20 protein-coding genes and 1 tRNA gene are annotated in these 22,262 nt (G+C 70.9%); 15 read left to right on the top strand and 6 right to left on the bottom strand.

What is annotated here, in order from left to right:
• Positions 1 to 51 precede the first annotated feature (51 nt).
• Entirely contained in the window at positions 52 to 1,632 is a 1,581-nt protein-coding gene (locus ACFRAC_RS01215; RefSeq protein WP_382919330.1) for a beta-N-acetylhexosaminidase, read from the bottom strand.
• 81 nt (positions 1,633 to 1,713) lie between these two features.
• On the opposite strand from ACFRAC_RS01215, the gene ACFRAC_RS01210 reads away from it, so the two are divergent.
• The 3 genes from ACFRAC_RS01210 to glmS all read left to right on the top strand — a co-directional run bounded on the left by ACFRAC_RS01210 (position 1,714) and on the right by glmS (position 4,747).
• Positions 1,714 to 2,571, top strand: a complete 858-nt coding sequence (locus ACFRAC_RS01210; protein ID WP_382919328.1) for a DUF4429 domain-containing protein — start codon at positions 1,714 to 1,716, stop codon at positions 2,569 to 2,571.
• A gap of 86 nt (positions 2,572 to 2,657) precedes the next feature.
• The gene (locus ACFRAC_RS01205) at positions 2,658 to 2,915 is read left to right on the top strand and encodes a hypothetical protein (protein WP_055623450.1); all 258 of its coding nucleotides are present in this window, start codon (positions 2,658 to 2,660) and stop codon (positions 2,913 to 2,915) included.
• A 14-nt stretch (positions 2,916 to 2,929) separates the two neighbouring features.
• On the top strand, positions 2,930 to 4,747 hold the full coding sequence (gene glmS / locus ACFRAC_RS01200; RefSeq protein WP_382919326.1) for a glutamine--fructose-6-phosphate transaminase (isomerizing): 1,818 nt from the start codon (positions 2,930 to 2,932) through the stop codon (positions 4,745 to 4,747).
• A 147-nt stretch (positions 4,748 to 4,894) separates the two neighbouring features.
• On the opposite strand, the gene ACFRAC_RS01195 is transcribed toward glmS, so the two are convergent.
• On the bottom strand, positions 4,895 to 5,422 hold the full coding sequence (locus ACFRAC_RS01195; protein WP_382919325.1) for a universal stress protein: 528 nt from the start codon (positions 5,420 to 5,422) through the stop codon (positions 4,895 to 4,897).
• Positions 5,423 to 5,771: 349 nt separating this feature from the next.
• Here ACFRAC_RS01195 and ACFRAC_RS01190 point away from each other — a divergent pair, with 349 nt between their 5' ends.
• From ACFRAC_RS01190 to ACFRAC_RS01175, 4 genes are all read left to right on the top strand, one after another.
• On the top strand, positions 5,772 to 6,089 hold the full coding sequence (locus tag ACFRAC_RS01190) for a hypothetical protein (RefSeq protein ID WP_382919323.1): 318 nt from the start codon (positions 5,772 to 5,774) through the stop codon (positions 6,087 to 6,089).
• A gap of 377 nt (positions 6,090 to 6,466) precedes the next feature.
• Positions 6,467 to 7,696 (top strand): helix-turn-helix domain-containing protein, encoded by a 1,230-nt coding sequence (locus ACFRAC_RS01185; RefSeq protein WP_382919321.1) that lies wholly within the window; start codon positions 6,467 to 6,469, stop codon positions 7,694 to 7,696.
• A gap of 114 nt (positions 7,697 to 7,810) precedes the next feature.
• The gene (gene orn, locus ACFRAC_RS01180) at positions 7,811 to 8,413 is read left to right on the top strand and encodes an oligoribonuclease (protein ID WP_382919319.1); all 603 of its coding nucleotides are present in this window, start codon (positions 7,811 to 7,813) and stop codon (positions 8,411 to 8,413) included.
• 107 nt (positions 8,414 to 8,520) lie between these two features.
• A tRNA-His gene (locus ACFRAC_RS01175) sits at positions 8,521 to 8,593 on the top strand.
• A gap of 76 nt (positions 8,594 to 8,669) precedes the next feature.
• On the opposite strand, the gene ACFRAC_RS01170 is transcribed toward ACFRAC_RS01175, so the two are convergent.
• Positions 8,670 to 9,728, bottom strand: coding sequence for a LacI family DNA-binding transcriptional regulator (locus ACFRAC_RS01170; RefSeq protein ID WP_382919317.1), 1,059 nt, complete (start codon positions 9,726 to 9,728; stop codon positions 8,670 to 8,672).
• Between the two features lie 378 nt (positions 9,729 to 10,106).
• Between ACFRAC_RS01170 and ACFRAC_RS01165 the strand changes: the two genes are divergently transcribed.
• From ACFRAC_RS01165 to ACFRAC_RS01150, 4 genes are all read left to right on the top strand, one after another.
• Positions 10,107 to 11,432: an ABC transporter substrate-binding protein gene (locus tag ACFRAC_RS01165; protein ID WP_361338778.1), complete on the top strand. Its 1,326-nt coding sequence runs from the start codon at positions 10,107 to 10,109 to the stop codon at positions 11,430 to 11,432.
• The gene (locus ACFRAC_RS01160; protein ID WP_382919315.1) at positions 11,429 to 12,457 is read left to right on the top strand and encodes a carbohydrate ABC transporter permease; all 1,029 of its coding nucleotides are present in this window, start codon (positions 11,429 to 11,431) and stop codon (positions 12,455 to 12,457) included. The genes ACFRAC_RS01165 and ACFRAC_RS01160 overlap by 4 nt, the downstream gene beginning before the upstream one ends.
• Complete coding sequence (locus ACFRAC_RS01155; RefSeq protein ID WP_382919314.1) at positions 12,454 to 13,356, top strand: carbohydrate ABC transporter permease; 903 nt, start codon at positions 12,454 to 12,456, stop codon at positions 13,354 to 13,356. The genes ACFRAC_RS01160 and ACFRAC_RS01155 overlap by 4 nt, the downstream gene beginning before the upstream one ends.
• Positions 13,357 to 13,480: 124 nt before the next feature.
• Positions 13,481 to 14,911, top strand: a complete 1,431-nt coding sequence (locus ACFRAC_RS01150) for a GH1 family beta-glucosidase (protein ID WP_382919312.1) — start codon at positions 13,481 to 13,483, stop codon at positions 14,909 to 14,911.
• Between the two features lie 162 nt (positions 14,912 to 15,073).
• Here ACFRAC_RS01150 and ACFRAC_RS01145 read toward each other — a convergent pair whose 3' ends face one another.
• The 3 genes from ACFRAC_RS01145 to ACFRAC_RS01135 all read right to left on the bottom strand — a co-directional run bounded on the left by ACFRAC_RS01145 (position 15,074) and on the right by ACFRAC_RS01135 (position 18,787).
• Entirely contained in the window at positions 15,074 to 16,543 is a 1,470-nt protein-coding gene (locus ACFRAC_RS01145; protein WP_382919311.1) for a cellulose binding domain-containing protein, read from the bottom strand.
• 112 nt (positions 16,544 to 16,655) lie between these two features.
• Positions 16,656 to 18,059 (bottom strand): sensor histidine kinase, encoded by a 1,404-nt coding sequence (locus tag ACFRAC_RS01140; RefSeq protein ID WP_382919310.1) that lies wholly within the window; start codon positions 18,057 to 18,059, stop codon positions 16,656 to 16,658.
• Positions 18,056 to 18,787: a response regulator transcription factor gene (locus ACFRAC_RS01135; RefSeq protein WP_382919308.1), complete on the bottom strand. Its 732-nt coding sequence runs from the start codon at positions 18,785 to 18,787 to the stop codon at positions 18,056 to 18,058. The genes ACFRAC_RS01140 and ACFRAC_RS01135 overlap by 4 nt, the downstream gene beginning before the upstream one ends.
• Before the next feature lie 110 nt (positions 18,788 to 18,897).
• Between ACFRAC_RS01135 and ACFRAC_RS01130 the strand changes: the two genes are divergently transcribed.
• From ACFRAC_RS01130 to ACFRAC_RS01115, 4 genes are all read left to right on the top strand, one after another.
• Positions 18,898 to 19,425: a hypothetical protein gene (locus ACFRAC_RS01130; protein ID WP_382919307.1), complete on the top strand. Its 528-nt coding sequence runs from the start codon at positions 18,898 to 18,900 to the stop codon at positions 19,423 to 19,425.
• Between the two features lie 151 nt (positions 19,426 to 19,576).
• On the top strand, positions 19,577 to 21,250 hold the full coding sequence (locus ACFRAC_RS01125; RefSeq protein WP_382919305.1) for an alpha/beta hydrolase: 1,674 nt from the start codon (positions 19,577 to 19,579) through the stop codon (positions 21,248 to 21,250).
• 58 nt (positions 21,251 to 21,308) lie between these two features.
• Positions 21,309 to 21,779 (top strand): hypothetical protein, encoded by a 471-nt coding sequence (locus ACFRAC_RS01120; RefSeq protein WP_382919303.1) that lies wholly within the window; start codon positions 21,309 to 21,311, stop codon positions 21,777 to 21,779.
• Between the two features lie 20 nt (positions 21,780 to 21,799).
• Positions 21,800 to 22,255: a type VII secretion target gene (locus ACFRAC_RS01115; protein WP_382919301.1), complete on the top strand. Its 456-nt coding sequence runs from the start codon at positions 21,800 to 21,802 to the stop codon at positions 22,253 to 22,255.
• Positions 22,256 to 22,262: the final 7 nt, after the last annotated feature.

The following is a 22,262-nucleotide window of genomic DNA, read 5'->3' as shown; positions in this document are numbered from 1 at the left end:
GGCGGGCGCCCCCGGAGTACGGTCCTCCGGGGGCGCCCGTCGTCGTGTGCGCTACGCCGTGGGCCAGGGCACCTGCGGCGACCGGTAGAAGTCGACGCCCAGCGCCTCCCACCGCTCGGCCTGCGCGGCGAGCCGCACCTTGTAGGCGTCCCAGTCGTGCGTCGAGGCCGGCGACCAGCCGAGCTCGGCGACGCCCGGGAGCCGCGGGAACGCCATGTACTCGATCTCGTCCGACCGGGTCAGCGTCTCCGACCACAGCGGGGCCTCGACCCCGCGGATCGCCGACGCGGGCGCCCCCGGCAGATACGCGGCCGGGTCCCAGTCGTAGGCCCGGCGCACCTCCACCAGGCCCGCCCAGGACAGCCCCAGCGGGGTGTCGGCGGTGTACTTCATGTCGAGGTAGATCCGGTCGGCCGGCGACAGGATGATCCCGGTGCCGTTGCGCGCGGCCGCGGCGACCCGTTCCTTCTCCTGGGCGCTCGTACCGTCCAGGCCCCAGTACTGGGCGAGCGCGCCCTCGGCCGGGGTCGCCCCGGTCAGCTGGTGCCAGCCCACCACCGTCTTGCCGTACCGGGCGACGATCGGCTGCACCCGCTCCATGAACGCCACATAGTCCTCGTGGCTGGTGGAGTGCGCCTCGTCACCGCCGATGTGCAGATGGCGGCCGGGGGTCAGCGCGGCCAGCTCACGGATCACGTCGTCGACGAAGTCGTAGGTGATCTCCTTGCCGGCGCACAGCGAGCTGAATCCGACCGCGATGCCCGTGTAGAGCGGGGGCGCGACGCCGTCGCAGTTCAGGTCGGCGTAGGAGGCCAGCGCGGCGTTGGTGTGCCCGGGCATGTCGATCTCGGGGACGACCTCCAGATAGCGGGAGGAGGCGTACCGGACGATCTCCTTGTAGTCGGCCTTGGTGTAGTGGCCGCCGGGGCCGCCGCCGACCTGGGTGGAGCCGCCGTAGGTGGCCAGCCGCGGCCAGGAGTCGATGGCGATGCGCCAGCCCTGGTCGTCGCTGAGGTGCAGATGCAGCTTGTTGATCTTGTAGAGGGCGAGCTGGTCGATGTACCGCTTGACCTGCTCGACGGTGAAGAAGTGCCGGGAGACGTCGAGCATCGCGCCGCGCCAGGAGTAGCGCGGGGTGTCCTGGAGGGTGCCGCCCGCGACCAGCCACGGACCGGGCTGCACGGAGTCCTTCTCGACGGCGGCCGGGAGGAGCTGGCGCAGGGTCTGCACGCCGTGGAAGAGGCCGGCGGGGGCCGCCGCGGTGATGGTGACGCCGCCGGGCCCGCTGTCGAGGCGGTAGCCCTCGGCGCCGAACGGGCCCTGGCGCAGGCGCAGCCGTATGCCCCCGGCGCCGCGGTCGGTGACGGGGAGGCGGTAGCCGGTGGAGGGGCGCAGGAGTCCGGCGAGGTACTCGCCGACGCGGCGCGCCTCGCGGGAGCCGTCCACCCGGATGTGGGTGCCGCGGGTGATCCGGTACGGGTTCTCACCCGGGGTGGTGTGCGCGGGCGCGGGGATGACGCGGTCGAACGGGGTGGGTGACGTCGAGCGGGGGGCGGGGGCGGCCCCGGTCACCGAGACGCCCAGGGCGACCAGTAACAGGGAACCGAGAAGGCGCAGCGTTCTGTTCTTCACAAAAGCGTCCCTTCCATGAGCCGTTGACGCTCCAAGAGGTCTGGACCACTCTCTCGCGACCCGGATGGAACAATCCACCCCATGGCGGAAATCATCCAGCGGGACGGCACCTGGATCTTCGACGGCGACGCCCTGCGGCTGATCCCCGGCCGCGACAAGAGCGTCGGCCTGCTGCGCGCGGCACTGGGCGAACTCGCCGTGCCCCTGGAGGCGTTGGCCGGGATCTCCTTCGAGCAGGGCAAGCGGGCCGGACGGCTCAGGCTGCGGCTGCGGGACGGCGCCGACCCGCTGCTGCTCGCCACGGGCGGCCGTCTCACCGAGCCCCACGATCCGTACCAGCTGGTCGTGGAGCCCGACCGGTACGGCGTCGCGGAGTACGTCGTGGACGAGGTCCGCAACGCGCTGCTGCTGGACGAGGTCCCGGCCGGCCCGGTGGACCGTTATCTGCTGCCGGGCCCCTCGCTGCCGCTGTCCTTCTCCGCCGGGGACGGCACGGCCGCCTTCGACGGCGAGCACATCCGTCTGGAGTGGAACTGGAAGACGGAGGAGGCGAAGGCCGCGGGCGGGCCCCGCACGATCCAGGTCACGGACGTCCGCGCGGTGGAGTGGCAGCCGGCCGCGGGCCTGGAGAACGGCCACCTCCGGTTCGTCGTGCGCCACGGGTCCGCCACGACCCCGCCCAAGTACGACCCGCACGCGGTGGAGCTGTGGGGCTTCAAGAAGGACCCGCTGATGGCCCTGGTCGGGGCGGCCGTGCAGGCCCGTATCCCTCATCCGGCCGCATCCGCACCGCAGGAACGGATCCCGCGGCAGGCGGACCCCGAGGACCACGACGTGCTGCTGCGCCGGTTGCGCGAGCTCGGCGATCTGCACCGCACGGGCGTCCTGACGGACGAGGAGTTCGCGGCCGCCAAGCAGGCCGTACTGAAGCGCTTGTAGGAGACACCCCCACCGCCGGGCGCACGCTTGCCCGAAATCGGGCAGAATTCTTGCGAAGCGATCTCCCATACCCCAGGATCTACCGAGTGCACGACGACCTTGTCGATCATCTGACCCGCAGCACGCCCCTGAACCGGGGCGAGGCGCTGAGGGTGATCCAGGACGTGCTCGCCTACTTCGACGAGACGACCGAGCAGTTCGTCCGTCGCCGCCACCGCGAGCTCCAGGCCCAGGGCCTGGTGAACGCGACGATCTTCGAACGGATCGAGGCGGACCTGAAATACCGGGCGGTGGCACCGCCGGAGCTCTCGCTCCGGCAGCTGCGCCGGATCGTCTACGGCTAGGGGTACCTGTTCATATGTGCGGAATCGTCGGATACATCGGGAAGCGTGACGTCGCGCCCCTGCTCCTGGAGGGCCTGCAGCGCCTGGAGTACCGCGGGTACGACTCGGCGGGCATCGCCATCACCTCCCCGAAGACCGCCGGCCTCAAGACCGTGAAGGCCAAGGGCCGGGTCCGCGACCTGGAGGCCAAGGTACCGGCGCGCTTCAAGGGCACCACCGGCATCGCCCACACCCGCTGGGCCACCCACGGAGCCCCCTCCGACGCGAACGCCCACCCGCACCTGGACGCCGAGGGCAAGGTCGCCGTCGTCCACAACGGCATCATCGACAACGCCGCCGACCTGCGCCGCAAGCTGGAGGCGGACGGCGTCGAGTTCCTGTCGGAGACCGACACCGAGGTCCTCGTCCACCTCATCGCCCGCTCGGAGGCGGAGAGGCTGGAGGACAAGGTCCGCGAGACCGTGCGCCTCATCGAGGGCACCTACGGCATCGCCGTCCTGCACGCCGACTTCCCGGACCGCATCGTCGTGGCCCGCAACGGCTCCCCGGTCGTCCTCGGCATCGGCGAGAAGGAGATGTTCGTCGCCTCGGACATCGCCGCGCTGGTCGCCCACACGCGGCAGATCGTCACCCTGGACGACGGCGAGATGGCCACCCTCAAGGCCGACGACTTCCGTACGTACACCACCGAGGGCACCCGCACCACCGCCGAGCCGACCCTCGTCGAGTGGGAGGCCGCCTCCTACGACATGGGCGGCCACGACACCTACATGCACAAGGAGATCCACGAGCAGGCCGAGGCCGTGGACCGCGTGCTGCGCGGCCGCATCGACGACCGCTTCTCCACCGTGCACCTCGGCGGCCTCAACCTCGACGCCCGCGAGGCCCGGCAGATCCGCCGGGTGAAGATCCTCGGCTGCGGCACCTCGTACCACGCGGGGCAGATCGGCGCCCAGATGATCGAGGAGCTGGCCCGTATCCCCGCGGACGCCGAGCCGGCCTCCGAGTTCCGCTACCGCAACGCGGTCGTGGACCCCGACACGCTCTACGTCGCCGTCTCCCAGTCCGGTGAGACCTACGACGTCCTCGCGGCCGTGCAGGAGCTCAAGCGCAAGGGCGCCCGGGTCCTGGGCGTCGTGAACGTGGTGGGCTCCGCCATCGCCCGCGAGGCCGACGGCGGCATCTACGTCCACGCCGGCCCCGAGGTCTGCGTGGTCTCCACGAAGTGCTTCACCAACACCACGGTGGCCTTCGCGCTCCTCGCCCTGCACCTCGGCCGCACCCGTGACCTGTCCGTGCGCGACGGCAAGCGGATCATCGAGGGCCTGCGCAAGCTGCCCGCGCAGATCGCCGAGATCATGGAGCAGGAGGCGGAGATCGAGAAGCTGGCCGAGGAGTACGCCGACGCCCGCTCGATGCTCTTCATCGGCCGGGTCCGGGGCTACCCGGTCGCCCGTGAGGCCTCGCTGAAGCTCAAGGAGGTCTCGTACATACACGCCGAGGCCTACCCGGCCTCCGAGCTCAAGCACGGCCCGCTGGCCCTGATCGAGCCCGCCCTGCCGACGGTCGCGATCGTCCCCGACGACGACCTGCTGGAGAAGAACCGCGCCGCGATGGAGGAGATCAAGGCCCGCAGCGGCAAGATCCTCGCGGTCGCGCACCAGCCGCAGGAGAAGGCGGACCAGACGATCGTGGTCCCGAAGAACGAGGACGAGCTGGACCCGATCCTCATGGGCATCCCGCTGCAACTCCTGGCCTACCACACGGCGTTGACGCTGGGCCGGGACATCGACAAGCCGCGCAACCTGGCCAAGTCGGTCACCGTCGAGTAGCGGGACCGAACCGGGCACACCGCGGAACCCCTCGTGACGCCACGGCGCACGAGGGGTTCCGTGCGTCGGAGGGCGCGAAGGCCGGAGGGCGCGAAGGCCGGAGGGCGCGAAGGCCGGAGGGGGCGGAGGTCTTCCCGCGAGGGAGCGTCAGGGAATGACGACGACCGGGCGCTTGGCCCGCTTGGCGAGCCGTCCGGCGACCGAGCCGAAGAGCCGTCCGACGATGCCATGCGTGGAGCCGACGACGATCGCGTCCGCCTCGTACTCCACCCCGACCTCCTCGAGTTCGTGGCAGATGTCGCCGCCGCGCTCGACCAGGATCCAGGGGACCTCGGCGAGATAGTCGGCGCAGGCCAGTTCGAGGCCGAGCACCTCGGTGCGGTGGTCCGGGACATCGACGAAGACCGGCGGCTCGCAGCCCGCCCACACCGTGGTGGGCAGCCGGTTGGCGACATGGACGATGATCAGGCCCGCCCCGGAGCGATGGGCCATGCCGATGGCGTAGGCGAGGGCCCGCTCACTGGACGTGGAACCGTCGAAGCCCACGACGACGCCGTGCTTGAAGGCGGGATCGCAGGGGTGGCGTGACTCTTCCGCCGCGAGGGGATCGGCCGCCGTGGGATCGGCGACGGGCCGCTTGCGGTCCGCGGGTTCGAAGAATTCGTGACCGGCCATGGCTGTCTCGGCGTTGTGATCCTTTGATGGATGGGCTCGCTGGCGGAGCTCCTTGACGGATGCAGCGGTCTCGGCAAAGCGGTGTCCGGGAATGGTCTTCCCAAGCCCATACCCCAAGGGTACGGCGGCACGCCTCCTTAGCCCAGATACCCGCGCGAGGTCCGTGCGGGTTCCAGGGAGCATGCACGAGGGTGCGCCCGTAACGCAATGGTTGCTGCGGTGTACAGGCGGTTTGCGCTGAAGCACACCCCGCCCGGCGAGAACCCGATCACCCACCAGTGACCGACGGCCCGTCCCCGCGTTGATCACCACGAGCCGTCCGCCCGGGACCCCAGGAGCACACACAGGCATGACCGGACCCCGCACCCCCTCCGAGGACAGCGTGACCGAGGTGGTCCGCTGGGCGGCCTTCAGCTGTGTCCTGGTCCCCGTCGTGCTCCTCTGGTACGGCACCTCGTTCGCCGGCGCCGCCGGCACCGCCCTCGGCCTCGCGGCCGTCACCGCCGCCTGCCGCCTGCTGCTGCGCCGGTCGGAGCGCGGAGCGGCCCGCGCACGGGACATGGAGCGCGCCGGTCCGTCGCCGCGCCGTCGCGGCCGTCACCATCGCACCGGGACCGGTGCGCATCGCGGGGGACGGCACACTGGACGGATTACACCGGGCGGCTGACCGGTTTCCGCGCACGCACACGTTGGTTTTCAGCCAACTTCCGGCGCGCGGGCATCCCCTGCCCACCACACCCCCCAACCCCCGCCCCACCTGCGCGAAAAGGACCCGGAGGCCCCCGCGCACCGTATGGGGATCGGCCACTGCCACAAGGCGTACTTCCCTGCACGGCGCGGGAGTGCAACGCTTCGTGATCGAATGCTTCACGCCAAGTTGCCAAGTCGACAATGTGCCGAGTGCCGAACCGGCCACTGCGGCACGGCGCGACACAGTAGATTCGATCTTGACTGTCTACGGCGGGGGACTCGTGCAGGACCGAGGGGAAACGTGCAGGAGCGACACAACCGAGGAGCCGCGACCACCGAGGGGGGCTTAGCAGGATGAGCCACGACTCCACCGCCGCGCCGGAAGCCGCGGCCCGGAAACTCTCCGGGCGACGCCGCAAGGAGATCGTCGCGGTGCTGCTGTTCAGCGGCGGCCCCATCTTCGAGAGTTCCATACCGTTGTCGGTGTTCGGAATAGACCGCCAGGACGCCGGCGTGCCGCGCTACCGACTGCTGGTGTGCGGCGGCGAGGAAGGCCCGCTGCGGACCACAGGAGGCCTGGAACTCACCGCGCCACACGGCCTGGAGGCGATCTCACGGGCGGGTACGGTCGTCGTGCCGGCCTGGCGTTCGATCACCTCGCCACCACCGGAGGAGGCTCTCGACGCGCTGCGCCGGGCCCACGAGGAGGGCGCCCGCATCGTCGGGCTGTGCACCGGCGCCTTCGTCCTCGCGGCGGCCGGCCTGCTGGACGGCCGTCCGGCGACGACCCACTGGATGTACGCACCGACGCTGGCCAAGCGCTATCCGTCGGTCCACGTCGATCCACGGGAGCTGTTCGTCGACGACGGCGACGTGCTGACGTCGGCCGGCACCGCGGCCGGAATCGACCTCTGCCTCCACATCGTGCGGACGGACCACGGCAACGAGGCGGCCGGAGCGCTCGCCCGCCGCCTGGTGGTCCCGCCGCGCCGGACCGGCGGTCAGGAGCGCTACCTCGACCGGTCTTTACCGGAGGAGATCGGCGCCGACCCGCTCGCCGAGGTCGTCGCCTGGGCGCTGGAGCACCTGCACGAGCAGTTCGACGTCGAGACGCTGGCGGCCCGCGCGTACATGAGCCGCCGCACCTTCGACCGCCGTTTCCGCTCGCTGACCGGCAGCGCCCCGTTGCAGTGGCTGATCACCCAGCGGGTCCTCCAGGCGCAGCGCCTGCTGGAGACGTCCGACTACTCGGTCGACGAGGTCGCCGGACGCTGCGGCTTCCGCTCGCCGGTCGCGCTGCGCGGGCACTTCCGCCGCCAGCTCGGCTCGTCGCCGGCCGCGTACCGGGCGGCGTACCGCGCCCGGCGCCCGCAGGGCGACCGGCCCACCGAGCCGGAGCACACCGTCGGCACCGGCCACACCCCGCAGGGCCCGCCGCCCGCCCCCTACCCGGAGGGCGGACCGGTCCCGATGCAGACCCGGCGCACCCCCGCTCCCGTGGGGTCGCCCGCGCCCGCCGACCACGGACGCGAGCTGTACGTCGGCGGCCGGGCGAGTCTGCCCGGGCAGCGCAGCGGAGCGTGACCTCGTGACGCCGGGCGGGCGCGGCGCCGCCCGCCCGGCGTCCCGGCGCGCCCCGGGTGCGCCGGAGGCGACTCCGGGCCTCCCAAACAAGGGCGCCAGCTTTAGGGTGGTCGCATGAACGATCGCATGGTGTGGATCGACTGCGAGATGACCGGCCTCTCGCTGTCCGACGACGCGCTCATCGAGGTTGCCGCCCTCGTCACCGACTCCGAGCTGAACATCCTCGGCGAGGGGATCGACATCGTCATCCGCCCGCCGGACTCGGCGCTGGAGACGATGCCGGAGGTGGTGCGTCAGATGCACACCGCGTCCGGTCTGCTCGACGAACTCGCCGACGGCACGACGCTCGCCGACGCCGAGGAACGGGTCCTCGCCTATATCCGCGAGCATGTGAAGGAGCCCGGCAGGGCGCCGCTGTGCGGCAACTCCGTCAGCACCGACCGGGGCTTCCTGCTGCGGGACATGCCGAGGCTGGAGAACTACCTCCACTACCGGATCGTGGACGTCTCCTCGATCAAGGAGCTGGCCCGCCGCTGGTACCCGCGCGCCTACTTCAACAGCCCCGAGAAGAGCGGCAACCACCGCGCCCTCGCCGACATCCGCGAGTCGATCGCCGAGCTGCGCTACTACCGCGAGGCCATCTTCGTACCCCAGCCGGGGCCCGACTCGGACACCGCGAAGGCGATCGCCGCCAAGTACGTCCTGCCTGCTCAGTAGGGGTGCGGGAGGGGTGCCGGGCGGCACCGCGCAATGTGTGCGCGAGCACCCCTTCGGACCCTGTACACTTTTTCTCGGCCGGTCGGGGAAACCCGGATCCGGTCGTGGTGGGTGTAGCTCAGCTGGTAGAGCACCTGGTTGTGGTCCAGGATGCCGCGGGTTCGAGTCCCGTCACTCACCCTCACCGATCAGCCGGTGACCTCGTCGAGGTCACCGGCTGATCTCGTTCCAGGATCCGCCGGGTCCGGCCCCGCGTTCATGACGAGGCGCGGGTCACCAGCTCCGTGGCCAGCACCACCTGCGTCCGCTCCGTCAGGCCCCGGGACACCGCGGGCCGCCGGTCGGCGATCTCCGTGAGCAGGAGATCTATCATCTTGCGGCCCATCTCCTCGATGGGCTGACGGACGCTGGTGAGGGGCGGATCCATATGGCGGGCGATGGCCGAGTCGTCGTAGCCGACGAGCGCGACGTCCTCCGGGATGCGCCGGCCCGCCTCGCGCAGCGCCTGCCGGGCACCCGCCGCCGTCACGTCCGAGGCGGCGAAGACGGCGTCCAGGTCGGGGCGGCGCGCGAGCAGCGCCCGCATCGCGTGGACACCGCCCTCCTCGGTGAAGTCGCCCGCCTCGATCAGCAGCTCGTCGGCGGGACGGCCGGCGTCCCGCAGGGCGTCGCGGTAGCCGTCCACACGCCGTTGGGCGCCGTAGACGTCGAGACGGCCGGTGATGTGGGCGATCCGGCGGCGGCCGTGCGAGACCAGGTGCTCGACGGCTGAGCGGGCGCCGCCGTAGTTGTCGGAGTCCACCGAGGTCAGGGTCTCCGCGGCGGAGCGCGGGCCGCTGATCACCGCGGGGATGTCCAGCTGGGCCAGCATGTCGGGCAGCGGGTCGTCGGCGTGCACGGAGACCAGCAGGACGCCGTCCACGCGGTGCGCGGCCAGGTACTGGGCGAGCCGGCGCCGTTCCTTGTCGCTGCCCGCGAAGATCAGCAGGAGCTGCATCTCGGTGTCGGACAGCTCGGCGCCGACGCCCCGCAGCATGTCCGAGAAGTACGGCTCGGCGAAGAAGCGCGTCTCGGGCTCGGGCACGACCAGCGCGATCGCGTCCGTGCGGTTCGCCGCCAGCGCGCGGGCCGCCGTGTTCGGGACGTAGCCCAGCTCCGCGACCGCCGCCTCCACCGCGGCGCGCGTGGCGTCGCTGACCCGCGGCGAGCCGTTGATCACCCGGGAGACGGTGCCACGACCCACGCCGGCCCGGGCCGCCACCTCTTCGAGGGTGGGCCGGCCGCCGCTGCGGCCCCGCGTTCCGTGGGTTGCCATGGGCTCCGCCTCCCGTTGACCGTGTCGTCGGCCTGGAATTTAACAGTCCCGTCCGGCACGGAACCGTGTGCGGGGGACAGTGATCGACTTTCCCCCCTCGGCCAAGTCCCGCCGTTCTTGGCCGGTTTGGCTCCCTGGGCGCTCGGGGCGCGGGGTTTGTTAACAGGCCGATAACTGAACGCACGAGTGCGTGTCCGGTCCCTTGACACCCCCGCCCCGACCGACGAACCTTCAACTCATCACATGTGGGAGCGCTCCCACAGTACCTGACACATACATGTCCCGCACGTTCCCCGCCCGAGCCGCAGCTAGCAAGATGAACGGGCCCAACAGTGCAGTTGGCCGGGGGGTCGGCACGTCAGGCAACAGGAGGACGCAATGCGCACGAGTACCCGCGGGTCCCGCCGGCTGATGGCCCTCGCGGCCGTGGCCGCGCTGACGACAGGGCTGCTCGCCGGCTGCGCCGAGGACTCGGACGACGGCTCTTCGAACGAGGGCGGTGGCAACGGCGGCGGGGGCAAGACCACGCTGACCATCGGCACCTTCGGTGTCTTCGGCTACAAGCAGGCCGGCCTCTACGACGAGTACATGAAGCTGCACCCCGACGTCAGCATCAAGGAGAACGTCACCACTCGTACCGACGTCTACTGGCCCAAGACCCTGACCCGGCTCCAGGCCGGCTCCGGCACCGACGACATCCAGGCGATCGAGGTCGGCAACATCACCGAGGCCGTCCAGACCCAGGCCGACAAGTTCGTCGACCTCGGCAAGGAGGCCGACAAGTCCCAGTGGCTGGACTGGAAGAACACCCAGGCCACCACCAAGGACGGCAAGCTCATCGGCCTCGGCACCGACATCGGCCCGATGGCGATCTGCTACCGCAAGGACCTCTTCGAGAAGGCCGGCCTCGAGACCGACCGCACCAAGCTCGCCGAGCAGTGGAAGGGCGACTGGGGCAAGTACGTCGACCTCGGCAAGCAGTACATGAAGAAGGCGCCCAGCGGCACCAAGTTCGTGGACTCGGCGTCCTCCGTCTACAACGCGGCCCTCGGCGGCGAGGTCGAGCGGTACTACGACAAGGACGGCAACGTCGTCTGGGACAAGTCCGCCGGTGTGAAGAAGGCGTGGAACGTCGCCATGGACGTGGCGACCAGCGACATGTCCGCCAAGCTCAAGCAGTTCGACAAGCCGTGGGACCAGGGCTACGCCAACGGCACCTTCGCCACCGTGGCCTGCCCGGCCTGGATGATCGGCTACATCCAGGAGAAGTCCGGTGAGGCCGGCAAGGGCAAGTGGGACGTGGCGGCGGCGCCGACCGCGGCCAACTGGGGCGGTTCGTTCATCGGCGTGCCGACGGCGAGCAAGCACCAGAAGGAGGCCGTCGCCCTGGCGAAGTGGCTGACCGCGCCCGAGCAGCAGGCGAAGGTCTTCGCCAAGCAGGCCAGCTTCCCGTCGACCCCGTCGGCGTACGGCAGCCTGAAGCCGGCGGCCGCCACCCAGGAGTACTTCTCCGGCGCGCCGATCACCCAGATCTTCTCGGACTCCGCCAAGACGATCCCGACCCAGTACCTGGGCACCAAGGACCAGCCGATCGGCACCGCGATCACCGACGTCGGCATCCTCCAGGTCGAGCAGAAGGGCAAGTCCCCGGCCCAGGGTTGGGATGCCGCCACCGCGGAGATCAAGGACGTGCTCGGCCAGTGAGCAGTCCCAAGCAGGCCCTCGCGCATCCCGCGTCGAGCGCCGACGCCGCGCCCGGTGATCAGCCGGGCGCGGCGCCCCGCGCTCACGGTCGCGGTACGCCGCCTCCGGGGAACGACTCCTGGCGCAGCCGGCTGTACCGCTGGGACATGAAGGCGTCGCCGTACGCGTTCATCGCCCCCTTCTTCATCGTGTTCGGGGCGTTCTCGCTCGTCCCGCTGCTCTACACGGCCTGGTACTCGCTGCACGACGTGCAGCTGGCCAACCTCGACGGCCAGACCTGGGCCGGCCTGAAGAACTACGAGAACCTGCTGTCCTCGGACTTCTTCTGGAACGCGCTGTGGAACACCTTCACCATCGGCGTCATCTCCACGGTGCCGCAGCTGGTCATGGCCATCGGCCTGGCCCACCTGCTCAACTACAAGCTGCGCGGCTCGACCGCGTGGCGGGTCGTGATGCTCACCCCGTACGCCACCTCGGTGGCGGCGGCGACGCTGGTGTTCGTGCTGCTGTACTCGTGGGACGGCGGCATGATCAACTGGCTGCTGGACTTCGTCGGCATCGACCCGGTCAACTGGCGCGAGTCCGACTGGGGTTCGCAGTTCGCGGTGTCGTCCATCGTGATCTGGCGCTGGACCGGCTACAACGCGCTGATCTACCTGGCCGCGATGCAGGCGATCCCGACCGATCTCTACGAGTCGACGGCGATCGACGGCGCCAACCGCTGGCAGCAGTTCATCCATGTGACGGTCCCGCAGCTGCGGCCGACGATCTTGTTCACCGTGGTCGTCTCCACGATCGGCGCGACCCAGCTCTTCGGTGAGGCCCTGCTGTTCGGCGGGGTCTCCGGTTCCAAGGGCGGCTCCGAGCACCAGTACCAGACGCTCGGTCTGTACATGTACGACCAGGGCTGGATCATCGGCAACCTCGGCAAGGCGTCCGCGATCGCCTGGACGATGTTCCTGATCCTGCTGATCGTCGCCGTGATCCAGCTGCTGGTCTCCCGACGGCTGAGGAAGTCCCAATGACCGCGACAGAACTCACGCCCCCTCGGGCCGAGGAGCCCGCGAAGCCCCGTCGCGAGCGGACCCGGGTGATGGGTGCCGGCAAGCAGCTGCACGCCGGTCCGCTCACCTATGTCGTGCTCACCCTGTTCGCGCTGGTCTCGCTGGCGCCGCTGGTGTGGACGGCCGTCGCGGCCTCGCGCACCAACCAGCGCCTCGCCGAGACACCGCCGCCGCTGTGGTTCGGCGGGAACCTGTTCAAGAACATGGAGCGGGCCTGGGAGGAGGGCGGCCTCGGCACGGCCATGTTCAACACGATCTTCGTGGCCAGCATGATCACCATCAGCACGGTGCTGTTCTCCACGCTCGCCGGCTTCGCCTTCGCCAAGCTCCGCTTCCGGTTCTCCGGCGTCCTGCTGCTGCTGACGATCGGCACCATGATGATCCCGCCGCAGTTGGCGGTCGTGCCGCTGTACCTGTGGATGGCGGACCTGGGTTGGTCGAACCAGCTCCAGACGGTCATCCTGCCGACCCTGTGCACGGCCTTCGGCACGTTCTTCATGCGGCAGTACCTGCTCCAGGCGTTGCCGACGGAGCTGATCGAGGCGGCGCGGGTGGACGGCGCGAGCAGTCTGCGGGTCGTGTGGCACGTGGTGTTCCCGGCGGCCCGGCCCGCCATGGCCGTCCTCGGCCTGCTGACCTTCGTGTTCGCCTGGAACGACTTCCTGTGGCCGATCATCGCCCTGAACCAGGAGAACCCGACCGTGCAGGTCGCGCTCAACTCCCTGGGCACCGGCTATGTCCCGGACCAGGCGGTGATCATGGCGGGTGCCCTGCTCGGCACGCTGCCCCTGCTGATCGCCTTCCTGCTGTTCGGCAAGCAGATCGTCGGCGGCATCATGCAGGGCGCGGTCAAGGGCTGACGCGCTTCCCCGTCGCACGGCCACCCGGGGGCCGCGTCACCGTCGCCCCGGCCCCCGGCTCCTCCCCCTCCCCTCCCCCTACTCGTACCCGTCGGTCTCCACGACCTCCTATGGGAGCGCTTCCATGCCTGAGCCCATGTCCCCCGTGTCCTTCCCCTCCACCTTCCTCTGGGGCGCCGCGACCTCCGCGTACCAGATCGAGGGTGCGGTCCGGGAGGACGGACGCACCCCGTCGATCTGGGACACCTTCGCCCACACCCCGGGCAAGACGGCCGGCGGCGATCACGGTGACGTCGCCGTCGACCACTACCACCGCTACCGCGACGACGTGGCACTGATGGCCGGCCTCGGCCTGGGCGCGTACCGCTTCTCGATCTCCTGGTCGCGGGTGCAGCCCACGGGGCGCGGACCCGCGGTCCAGCGGGGCCTGGACTTCTACCGCCGGCTGGTGGACGAACTGCTGGCCAAGGACATCACGCCGGCCGTCACCCTGTACCACTGGGACCTGCCGCAGGAGCTGGAGGACGCGGGCGGCTGGCCGGAGCGCGACACCGCCTACCGCTTCGCCGAGTACGCGCAGATCGTCGGCGAGGCGCTCGGCGACCGCGTGGAGCAGTGGATCACGCTCAACGAGCCGTGGTGCAGCGCCTTCCTGGGCTACGGCTCCGGGGTGCACGCGCCGGGCCGCACCGAGCCGGCCGCGACGCTGCGCGCGGCCCACCACCTGAACCTCGCGCACGGCCTCGGCGCCAAGGCGCTGCGCTCGGTGATGCCCGCGCGCAACTCGGTGGCGCTGAGCCTGAACTCCTCCACCGTGCGCCCCCTGACACAGGACGCCGCGGACCTGGCCGCGGCCCGCAAGATCGACGACCTGGCCAACGGGATCTTCCACGGCCCGATCCTGCACGGCGCCTACCCGGAGAGCCTGTTCACGGCGACCCGGCAGCTCACCGACTGGTCGTACGTCCAGGACGGCGACCTCGCCACGATCAACCAGCCGCTCGACGCGCTGGGCCTGAACTACTACACCCCCGCGCTGGTCTCCGCGGCCGGCCCCGACCACACCGGGCCGCGCGCCGACGGGCACGGGGCGAGCGAGCACTCGCCGTGGCCCGCCGCGGACGACGTGCTGTTCCACCAGCCGCCCGGCGACCGGACGGCGATGGGCTGGTCGATCGACCCGACCGGGCTGTACGACCTGATCATGCGGTACGAGCGCGAAGTGCCGGGTCTGCCGCTGTACATCACGGAGAACGGCGCCGCCTACGACGACAAGCCCGACCCCGAGGGCCGGGTGCACGACCCGGAGCGGATCGCCTATCTGCACGGCCACCTGGCGGAGGTCCGCCGCGCCCTCACCGACGGCGCCGACGTCCGGGGCTACTACCTGTGGTCCCTGCTGGACAACTTCGAGTGGGCGTACGGCTACGAGAAGCGCTTCGGCGCCGTGTACGTGGACTACACGACGCTCGAGCGGACGCCGAAGTCGAGCGCCCACTGGTACGGCAAGGCCGCCCGCACGGGCACGCTGCCCGAGGTCGACGAGGTCTTCTAGCCGACCGGGCGCAGAGCCGGGGGGCGGGGCGCGGCGCGTATAGGGGACGTGCCGCGCCCCGGCCGGGTGGGGGGGAAGACCGGCCGGGGCGCGCCCCCCGTGGGTGGCCCGGCCCGCGGGGTCGGTCGCGGGCCGGGCGTCGTCGGGCTGTGCCGGACGACGTCAGTTGTAGGCCGCGAACGCCTTCGAGAAGGCGAACTTGTCCTGGAGGATCGAGCTGCACGTGGCGTCCGCGGCCGGCTTCTCGCCGCCCGCGCACTGCTGGTCACGGGTCGCCGACCACATCGACAGCCAGGCCAGCCCCTTGGACTTGGCGAAGTCCACCAGCTGGGTGGCGTCGTCGACCTTGAAGACCTCCGTGACGACGTCGTTGACGCCGATCATCGGGGTGACCGCGACGGTCTTCCAGGCGGCGTCGTCGGAGAGGCCGAGCACGCCCTTGATCTGGGCCTGGGTGGCGGTGGCCGCCTGCTCGGCGTACGTGCCCATGTCGCCGCTGTAGGCGGGGCCGTAGTCCATCGCCATGATGTTGACGGCGTCGATGCGCACGCCGTTCTGCTTGGCGTCGGCGAGGAGGTCGACGCCGGGCTGGGTGAGGCCCTCCGGCATGACCGGGAGGGTGAAGGAGACGTCCAGGTCCGGGTGCTGCTTCTGGAGCTTGGCGATCGCCTGCGCGCGGCGGGTGTTGGCCGCCTTGTCGGGCAGCGCGCCGCCCTCGACGTCGAAGTCGGCCTTGGTCAGCCGGTAGGCGTCCACGACCTTGCCGTACGCCGCCGCCAGCGCGTCCGCCGAGGAGCAGGTCGTAGCGAGCTCGCTGCCGGCCGCGCCACCGAAGGAGACGCGCACGTCACCGCCCTTGGCGCGCAGGTCGCCTATCTGGGCGGCCACCGCGTCGGCGCCGATGTCCGTGACACCGCCCCACTTCGGGGTGCAGCCGCCGCCGTCGGTGACGAAGGCGAGGTTGTAGTTCTTCACGCCGGTCGCCGCCGCGCTCGCCGCCATGTCGAACGCCGGGTACAGCGAGGTGTCGATGTACGGGGCGAAGCCGGCCGCGGCCTTGGTGCCGGTGCCCGGGCTCTGGGAGGGCTTGCCGGTGGGGGTCGCGGAACCGGAGGGCGTGGCGGTGGGCCGCGGTGCCGGCGCCGTGGGGGTGGGCTTCGGCGTGGCGGTCTCGGTGGGGCGGCCGCTCGGCTCGGGCGTCGCGGTGTCGTCCGTGGAACACCTCGCGCCGTCGATCAGACAGCTCTTCGGTGACGCGGTGCCGCTCACCACGAAGCCGACCGTGATCGACTCGCCGGGCGCGAGACCGTCGGTGTCCCACTTCGGCGGAGTCACGGTGACATGGCCCTCGCGCACGCTGGACTCGGCGTTCCACAGGGAGCTGAGCTTCGAGCCGGACGGCAGGTCGAACTCCAGCTTCCAGTCCTTCTTCGCCTCACCGGTGTCGTTGGTGACGACGTACTGCGCGGTGTACCCGGTCGACCAGTCGCTGGTCCTCGTGTAGACGGCGCCGGCGCCGGCCGCCTGGGCCGTCCCGGTGACCACGAGCGCGCCGCCGCCGACCACGGCCGCGGCGACGAGACCGCCGATCGCCTTGTTCCTGCCGCTGATCCTGCGCCGGTGGGTGCTCATCGCGTGTCTGCCTTCGCTGTTCGGGGGTGGGGGTGGGTGCGGCAGCACGCTAGCGATCGGGAATCGGACAAAGGTCCTGATCCGGACGGTGGCCGAGGACCTTAGGGTGCGCTTAAGGAAGGGATCGGGAGCGGTTAAAGGTCGAGACCAATCGGCCGGGTCGGCGCCGCCGCACGGCACCGCGGTGCCCCCTGCGGACCGGTGCCCTGCCGTCGAGCTGTATCCACAGGCGTACTTCGGTCCCGCCGAGCACCGAGGAGCCGATCCGTACGTCACCGCCGGTGGACTCCGCGAGCCGCCGCACGATGTCCAGGCCCAGCCCGGTCGAGCCGGCGCTCCCCGAGCCGTGCCCGCGCGCCATGGCGGCCTCGGGGTCGGCGATGCCGGGCCCGGCGTCGGAGACGAGCACGATGACGGCGTCCTCGCCGTTGTGGACGTCGACCGCGAAGGCGGTGCCCTCGGGGGTATGACGGAAGACGTTGCCGAGGAGGGCGTCCAGCGCGGCCGCCAGGTCCGCCCGGGCCACGGGTATGCGCACCGGACGGTCCACGCCGGCCACCCGCACCTTGCGGCCCTCGTCCTCGGCCAGCGCCGACCAGAACGCCATCCGCTCGCGCACCACCTCGGCCGCGTCGCACCCGGCGCCCGGTCCGGCCGCGACCGTCTGCGGCTTGGCCTCGCGTGCCGTGCGGATGATGGTGTCGACCTCGCCCTCCAGCTGGGCCACCGCGGCCCGGGTCTGGTCGGCCGCCGGGCCGTCCCCGAGGGAGGCCGCGTTCAGCCGCAGGACGGTCAGCGGGGTGCGCAGCCGGTGGGACAGGTCAGCGGCCAGCTCCCTTTCATTGGCCAGGAGTTGCACGACCTGGTCGGCCATCGCGTTGAACGCGACCGCCGCGAGCCGCAGTTCGTTCGGCCCCTCCTCCGGGACGCGGGCGCCGAGCTTGCCCTCCCCCAGTTCGTGCGCGCCCTCGACCAGGCGCTGCGCGGGCCGCACCATGCGCACGCCCAGCCGGTCGGCGACCGCGACCGAGCCGACGATCAGGGCGACGCCGACGCCGGCCAGGACGGCCCAGGCGGTGGCCAGCCCGTTGGTGACCTCGGAGTCGGGGACGTACACCTCGACGACGGCGATCTCGCCGGTGCTCAGCGCGACCGGCTGGAGCAGCGTGGAGCCGCCGGGCACCTCGGTGGTGGAGGCGCGGCCCAGCCGGCGCACGGTCGCGATGTCGCCGGCGGCGGCCCGCCGCCGGCCGAGGTCGACGGCGGCGCTCCTGCCCGACGCCGGGATGTGGACGGCCATGCCGGCGTCGGACCCGGCGGAGGCGACGACACGCTCCAGCTGGTCCCGGTCGGTGGTGATGGACAGCGCGGGGGCGATGGCGGCGGCCTGGCGCTCGGCGTTGGAGAAGGCGCGGTCGCGGGCCATCTCCCGGATGACGAGCCCGAGCGGGACGGCGAAGGCGAGCACGACCATGGTGGTGACCGCCAGGCTGACCTTGACCAGGGCCCATCTCATCGCGGCTGCTCCCCCACGGGGTCCGCGCCGAAGGACTGCGCGGCCGGCGGCTCCAGCTTCACGCCGACGCCCCTGAGGGTGTGCAGATAGCGCGGGTTGGCCGCCGTCTCGCCCAGTTTGCGGCGCAGCCAGGACAGATGGACGTCGATGGTCTGGTCGTCGCCGTAGGACTGCTGCCAGACCTCGGCGAGCAGCTCCTTGCGGGGGACGACTACGCCAGGCCGTCCGGCCAGGAAGGCGAGCAGGTCGAATTCGCGCCGCGTGAGGTCCAGGCGCACCCCGTCCAACTCGGCCTGGCGGCGCAGCGGGTCGACGGTGAGCCCGCCGACCCGCAGCACGCTGGAGGGTGCCGCCTCCACTCCGCCGGCCCGGGCCCGGCGGAGCACGGCCGCCATCCGGGCCGACAGGTGCTCGACCGAGAAGGGCTTGGTCAGATAGTCGTCCGCGCCCGCGTTCAACAGGCGGACGACCTCCGCCTCGTCGTCCCGTGCCGTGGCGATGATGACCGGCACGTCGGTGATGCCGCGCAGCATCTTCAGGGCCTCGGAGCCGTCGAGATCGGGCAGACCGAGGTCCAGGATGACCACGTCGAAACGGAAATGGGCGACCTCGCGCAGCGCCTCGAGCGCGGTGCCGACGCTGCGCACCGTGTGGGTGGCGTCGGTCAGGTGCCGGATGAGCGCCGAGCGCACGAACTGGTCGTCCTCGACCACGAGCACACTTGCCATGCGCCGCACCGTACGCCATGGCGGCGAGACCGGTCCGGGCCTGTGGACAACTCGGCCGCTGTGGACGGGGACGCGACACCCCCGGGACGGGTGAGGCAGTATGGCCCGCGATGCGCAGAGGAGTCGTACACGTACTCGCGTGGTCGCTCGCCACGGGCGCGGCGGTCACGCTGTCGTGGTGGGGTGTCCACACGGTCATGGCCGGGACGGTCTACGACCGGCCGCGCGCCCTGCCCATCACGGCGGCCGACGTGACGACGCGGGACTCCGAGCCGCTGGCGTCGTCCACCAACCGGCCCACGCCGTCGCCGAGTCCGTCGCCGCGCTCCCCGAAGCCGACGCGCACGCCCAGCACTCCGGCCCCGTCGACCCCGCCTCCGAAGTCCTCCAGCCCTTCGTCCTCCCCCGCCGCCGCGGGCCAGGTCAAGAGCTACGACACCGACGGCGGCCGGGTCGTCTTCGACATCGGCGAGTCCTCGGCGTCCCTGGTCTCGGCCGCGCCGGGCGCGGGCTGGTCGATGCAGGTGTGGAAGACGGAGTCGTGGATCCGGGTGGAGTTCAGCGCGGGCGCGGACCGGGTGTCGGTGTTCTGCACCTGGCACGACGGGCCGCCGCGCGTGGAGATCGGGACATATTGAGCCCATCGCCCCGCCCCGGGTACTGCCGGGGAAGCGGGGAGAGCCGTCGGCTAGGCTGACCGACTCGAACTCATGAGTGAGTAGCAACGGGGGTTGCCTCATGCCCACTTGGGCTGTTTTGCCGTGCTCCGGCCAGGCTGCGGGAGCCGACGTGGCTTCTGACTTCTCGCTGCTGATGAAGCAGGACTTCTCCGACCTGGAAGCCGCGATCAAGTCGTGGCGCGGGCTGTCGACGACCACGGACTCGCTCACCGACCGCCACCGCCGGCAGGTGACCGGGCCGCTGCACCAGTCCTGGAAGGGCGACGACGCCGACGCGGCCCTGTACTACCTGGAGGACGTCGAGTCGCGCATCGGTGTGGTCGAGACGGAGGCCATGGCCATCGCAGAGGTCCTCGACACCACCCGGTTCTGGATGGAACAGGCCCAGACCGACCTGCGCAACGCGGTGCAGCGGGCGGAGCAGGACGGCTTCGACGTCGACGACGACGGCTGGGTGAGCGACCGGACGACCTCGGACCTCCCCCGCCAGGATCCCGAGGCCCAGCAGATCATCGCCGACCGCAGCGCCCTGCTCGGCGAGCACCGCGCCGCCATCGACAAGGCGCTGACCGCCGCGCACAAGGCGAGTGACGACGGCGCCAAGGCCCTCGGGGAGCTGAACGGCGACATCCTCACCGACCCGCTCAGCCATGACGCGGCGGCGGAGTCCGCCCAGGACGTCAAGAACGCGATGAAGGCCGTGGGCGTCCAGGCCCCACAGATCCCCTCGGACGATCCGAAGGCCGCCGCCGAGTGGTGGAAGGCCCTCAGCCCGGAGGAACGTCAGGCTTACACCACGCTCTATCCGAAGCAGATCGGAGCGACCGACGGTCTGCCGACGGACGTACGGGACGACGCCAATCGCACGGCGCTCGGCCAGGAAATGAACCTGATTCAGGAGGGCAACTGGGACGAAGGGTTCCCCGGGGACTCCGACGAAACCGTCAACAGGCGCCTGAACAACCTCCAGGTGCTGAACGACCGGCTCGAAGCCGCTGACGCCGCACCCCAGGGCAAGGAGCTGTACCTCCTCGGTTACGACTCCAAGGACGACGGCCGTGCCGTCATCGCCATGGGCAACCCGGACACCGCCGCGCACACCGGCATTCTGGTGCCGGGAACCAACACCAACATGGATGCCGTCCCCGGCCAGCTCGAGCGTATCGACAGGCTGCAGTCCGCCGCGCAGGGCCGGTCCCGCGGTGAGAGCGTGGCAATGATCACCTGGCTCGGCTACGACGCCCCCGAGGCGTCCATGACCGACTTCAACAGCGTCGGTGGGACCGGGCGAGCCGATGACGCCGCTCCCAACCTGCGGCAGTTCGTGGCAGGCACGCGTGCCGCACACGACGGATCGCCGAGTCACACCACCGTGATCGGGCACAGTTACGGCTCCACAGTCGTGGGGGCGGCCGCCGCCGGGGGCTCCGGCCTGGTCGCGGACGACGTGATCGCGGTCGGTAGTCCCGGAATGACCGTCGACGAGGCCGAGGATCTGCAGATGGATCCCGAGCACGTATGGGTCGGCGCCGCGGAGGACGACGCGGTCGCCAACAACACCTCCGGTTACACCCTTGGCCGTGACCCGACGCTGGGAGGCTTCGGTGGCAACAACTTCAGCGTCGACACCCATGGCCACAGCGGTTACTGGGACAGAGGGCCGTACGGACCCAGCGAGTCCCTCGACAACCAGGGAGCGATCATTGCAGGCAGGCAGCCCACAGAGGTTCCGAAGGAGGGCTCCGAGCTACCGCCCGAGGGCTACATCGTCCCCGGCCTCTAGGCCCGTTCTGCGAACGCTCCTCGCTGTCTCGGCGATCCTGCTCTCAACTGGAGGTTGTGTGTCCCAGGGTGACGACGCGAACACCCCGCTGCCGCGGATGGAAAAGAACGACGCGCTGCAGTGGGCCAAGGACTACACCGCGTATATGGCCAAGATCACCGATGTCGAGCTCACCCCCTCGACGGCCACGGTGCACTTCGAGAACTGCATCGGCGCGAACGACGAGGTTGCCGAGGATGGTCGGTACAGCCTCTTCTACTACGTCGATTCCCCGGCACCCGTCACGGAGCACACCCGCGTCGTGAGGACGCTTCGCCAGAAGCTCACCCAGCAGGGGTATGAGGTCACGGGGTACCGGGAGTTCAAGAACGCGTACGAGTCGGCAGTGTTCAGGGCCAACAACAAAAAGAACTTCTATCGGGTCACGGCCGAAACCGTCGGCTCCGGTAAGACCAGGCCTCAAGCGCTCTCCTTCGCCGTGCGCACCCCCTGCATGCTCCCGCCCGGCGTGAAGCAGCAGCAGTTCTGACCGGCTGAGAGGAACCGAACGTGTCCCGGACCATCGACGTCGACCCGGCCGAACTGCGCGCGTCCGCCGGAGCCTGCGACGGCATCGCGCACACCGTGAAGGGACCAGCCGACAAGGCCGTCACGGAGTCGAGGACCGCGGGCGGCTCCCTCACTGGCTGGTCCCTCGGCCCCGCCCTGGCGGAGATCGCCACCAGCTGGAAGCCCGCCCTCGACGGACTGCACGCCCGCATCGAGGCCGGCCGCGACAACCTCAGGTCGTCCGCGGACGGCCACGAATGGAACGAGGAGCGGACCTCCCAGGACTTCGAGAAGACCGGCACCGCGACCCAGACCACCCCCGGCGCGATGCCCGCCGTCCTGCGCCCGAGCCCTGGCGGCCTCCCCAACCCGCGTGCCTCGTACGGAACCAACATGCCCACGTACGACGAGGCCGTCGGTACGCGCCCCACCCCCGGCACGAACGACTTCGGCTGATGTCACG

Source organism: Streptomyces sp. NPDC056628, from assembly GCF_042792555.1.
Taxonomy (GTDB): Bacteria; Actinomycetota; Actinomycetes; order Streptomycetales; family Streptomycetaceae; genus Streptomyces.
This window is presented reverse-complemented; position numbering and strand designations above follow the sequence as displayed.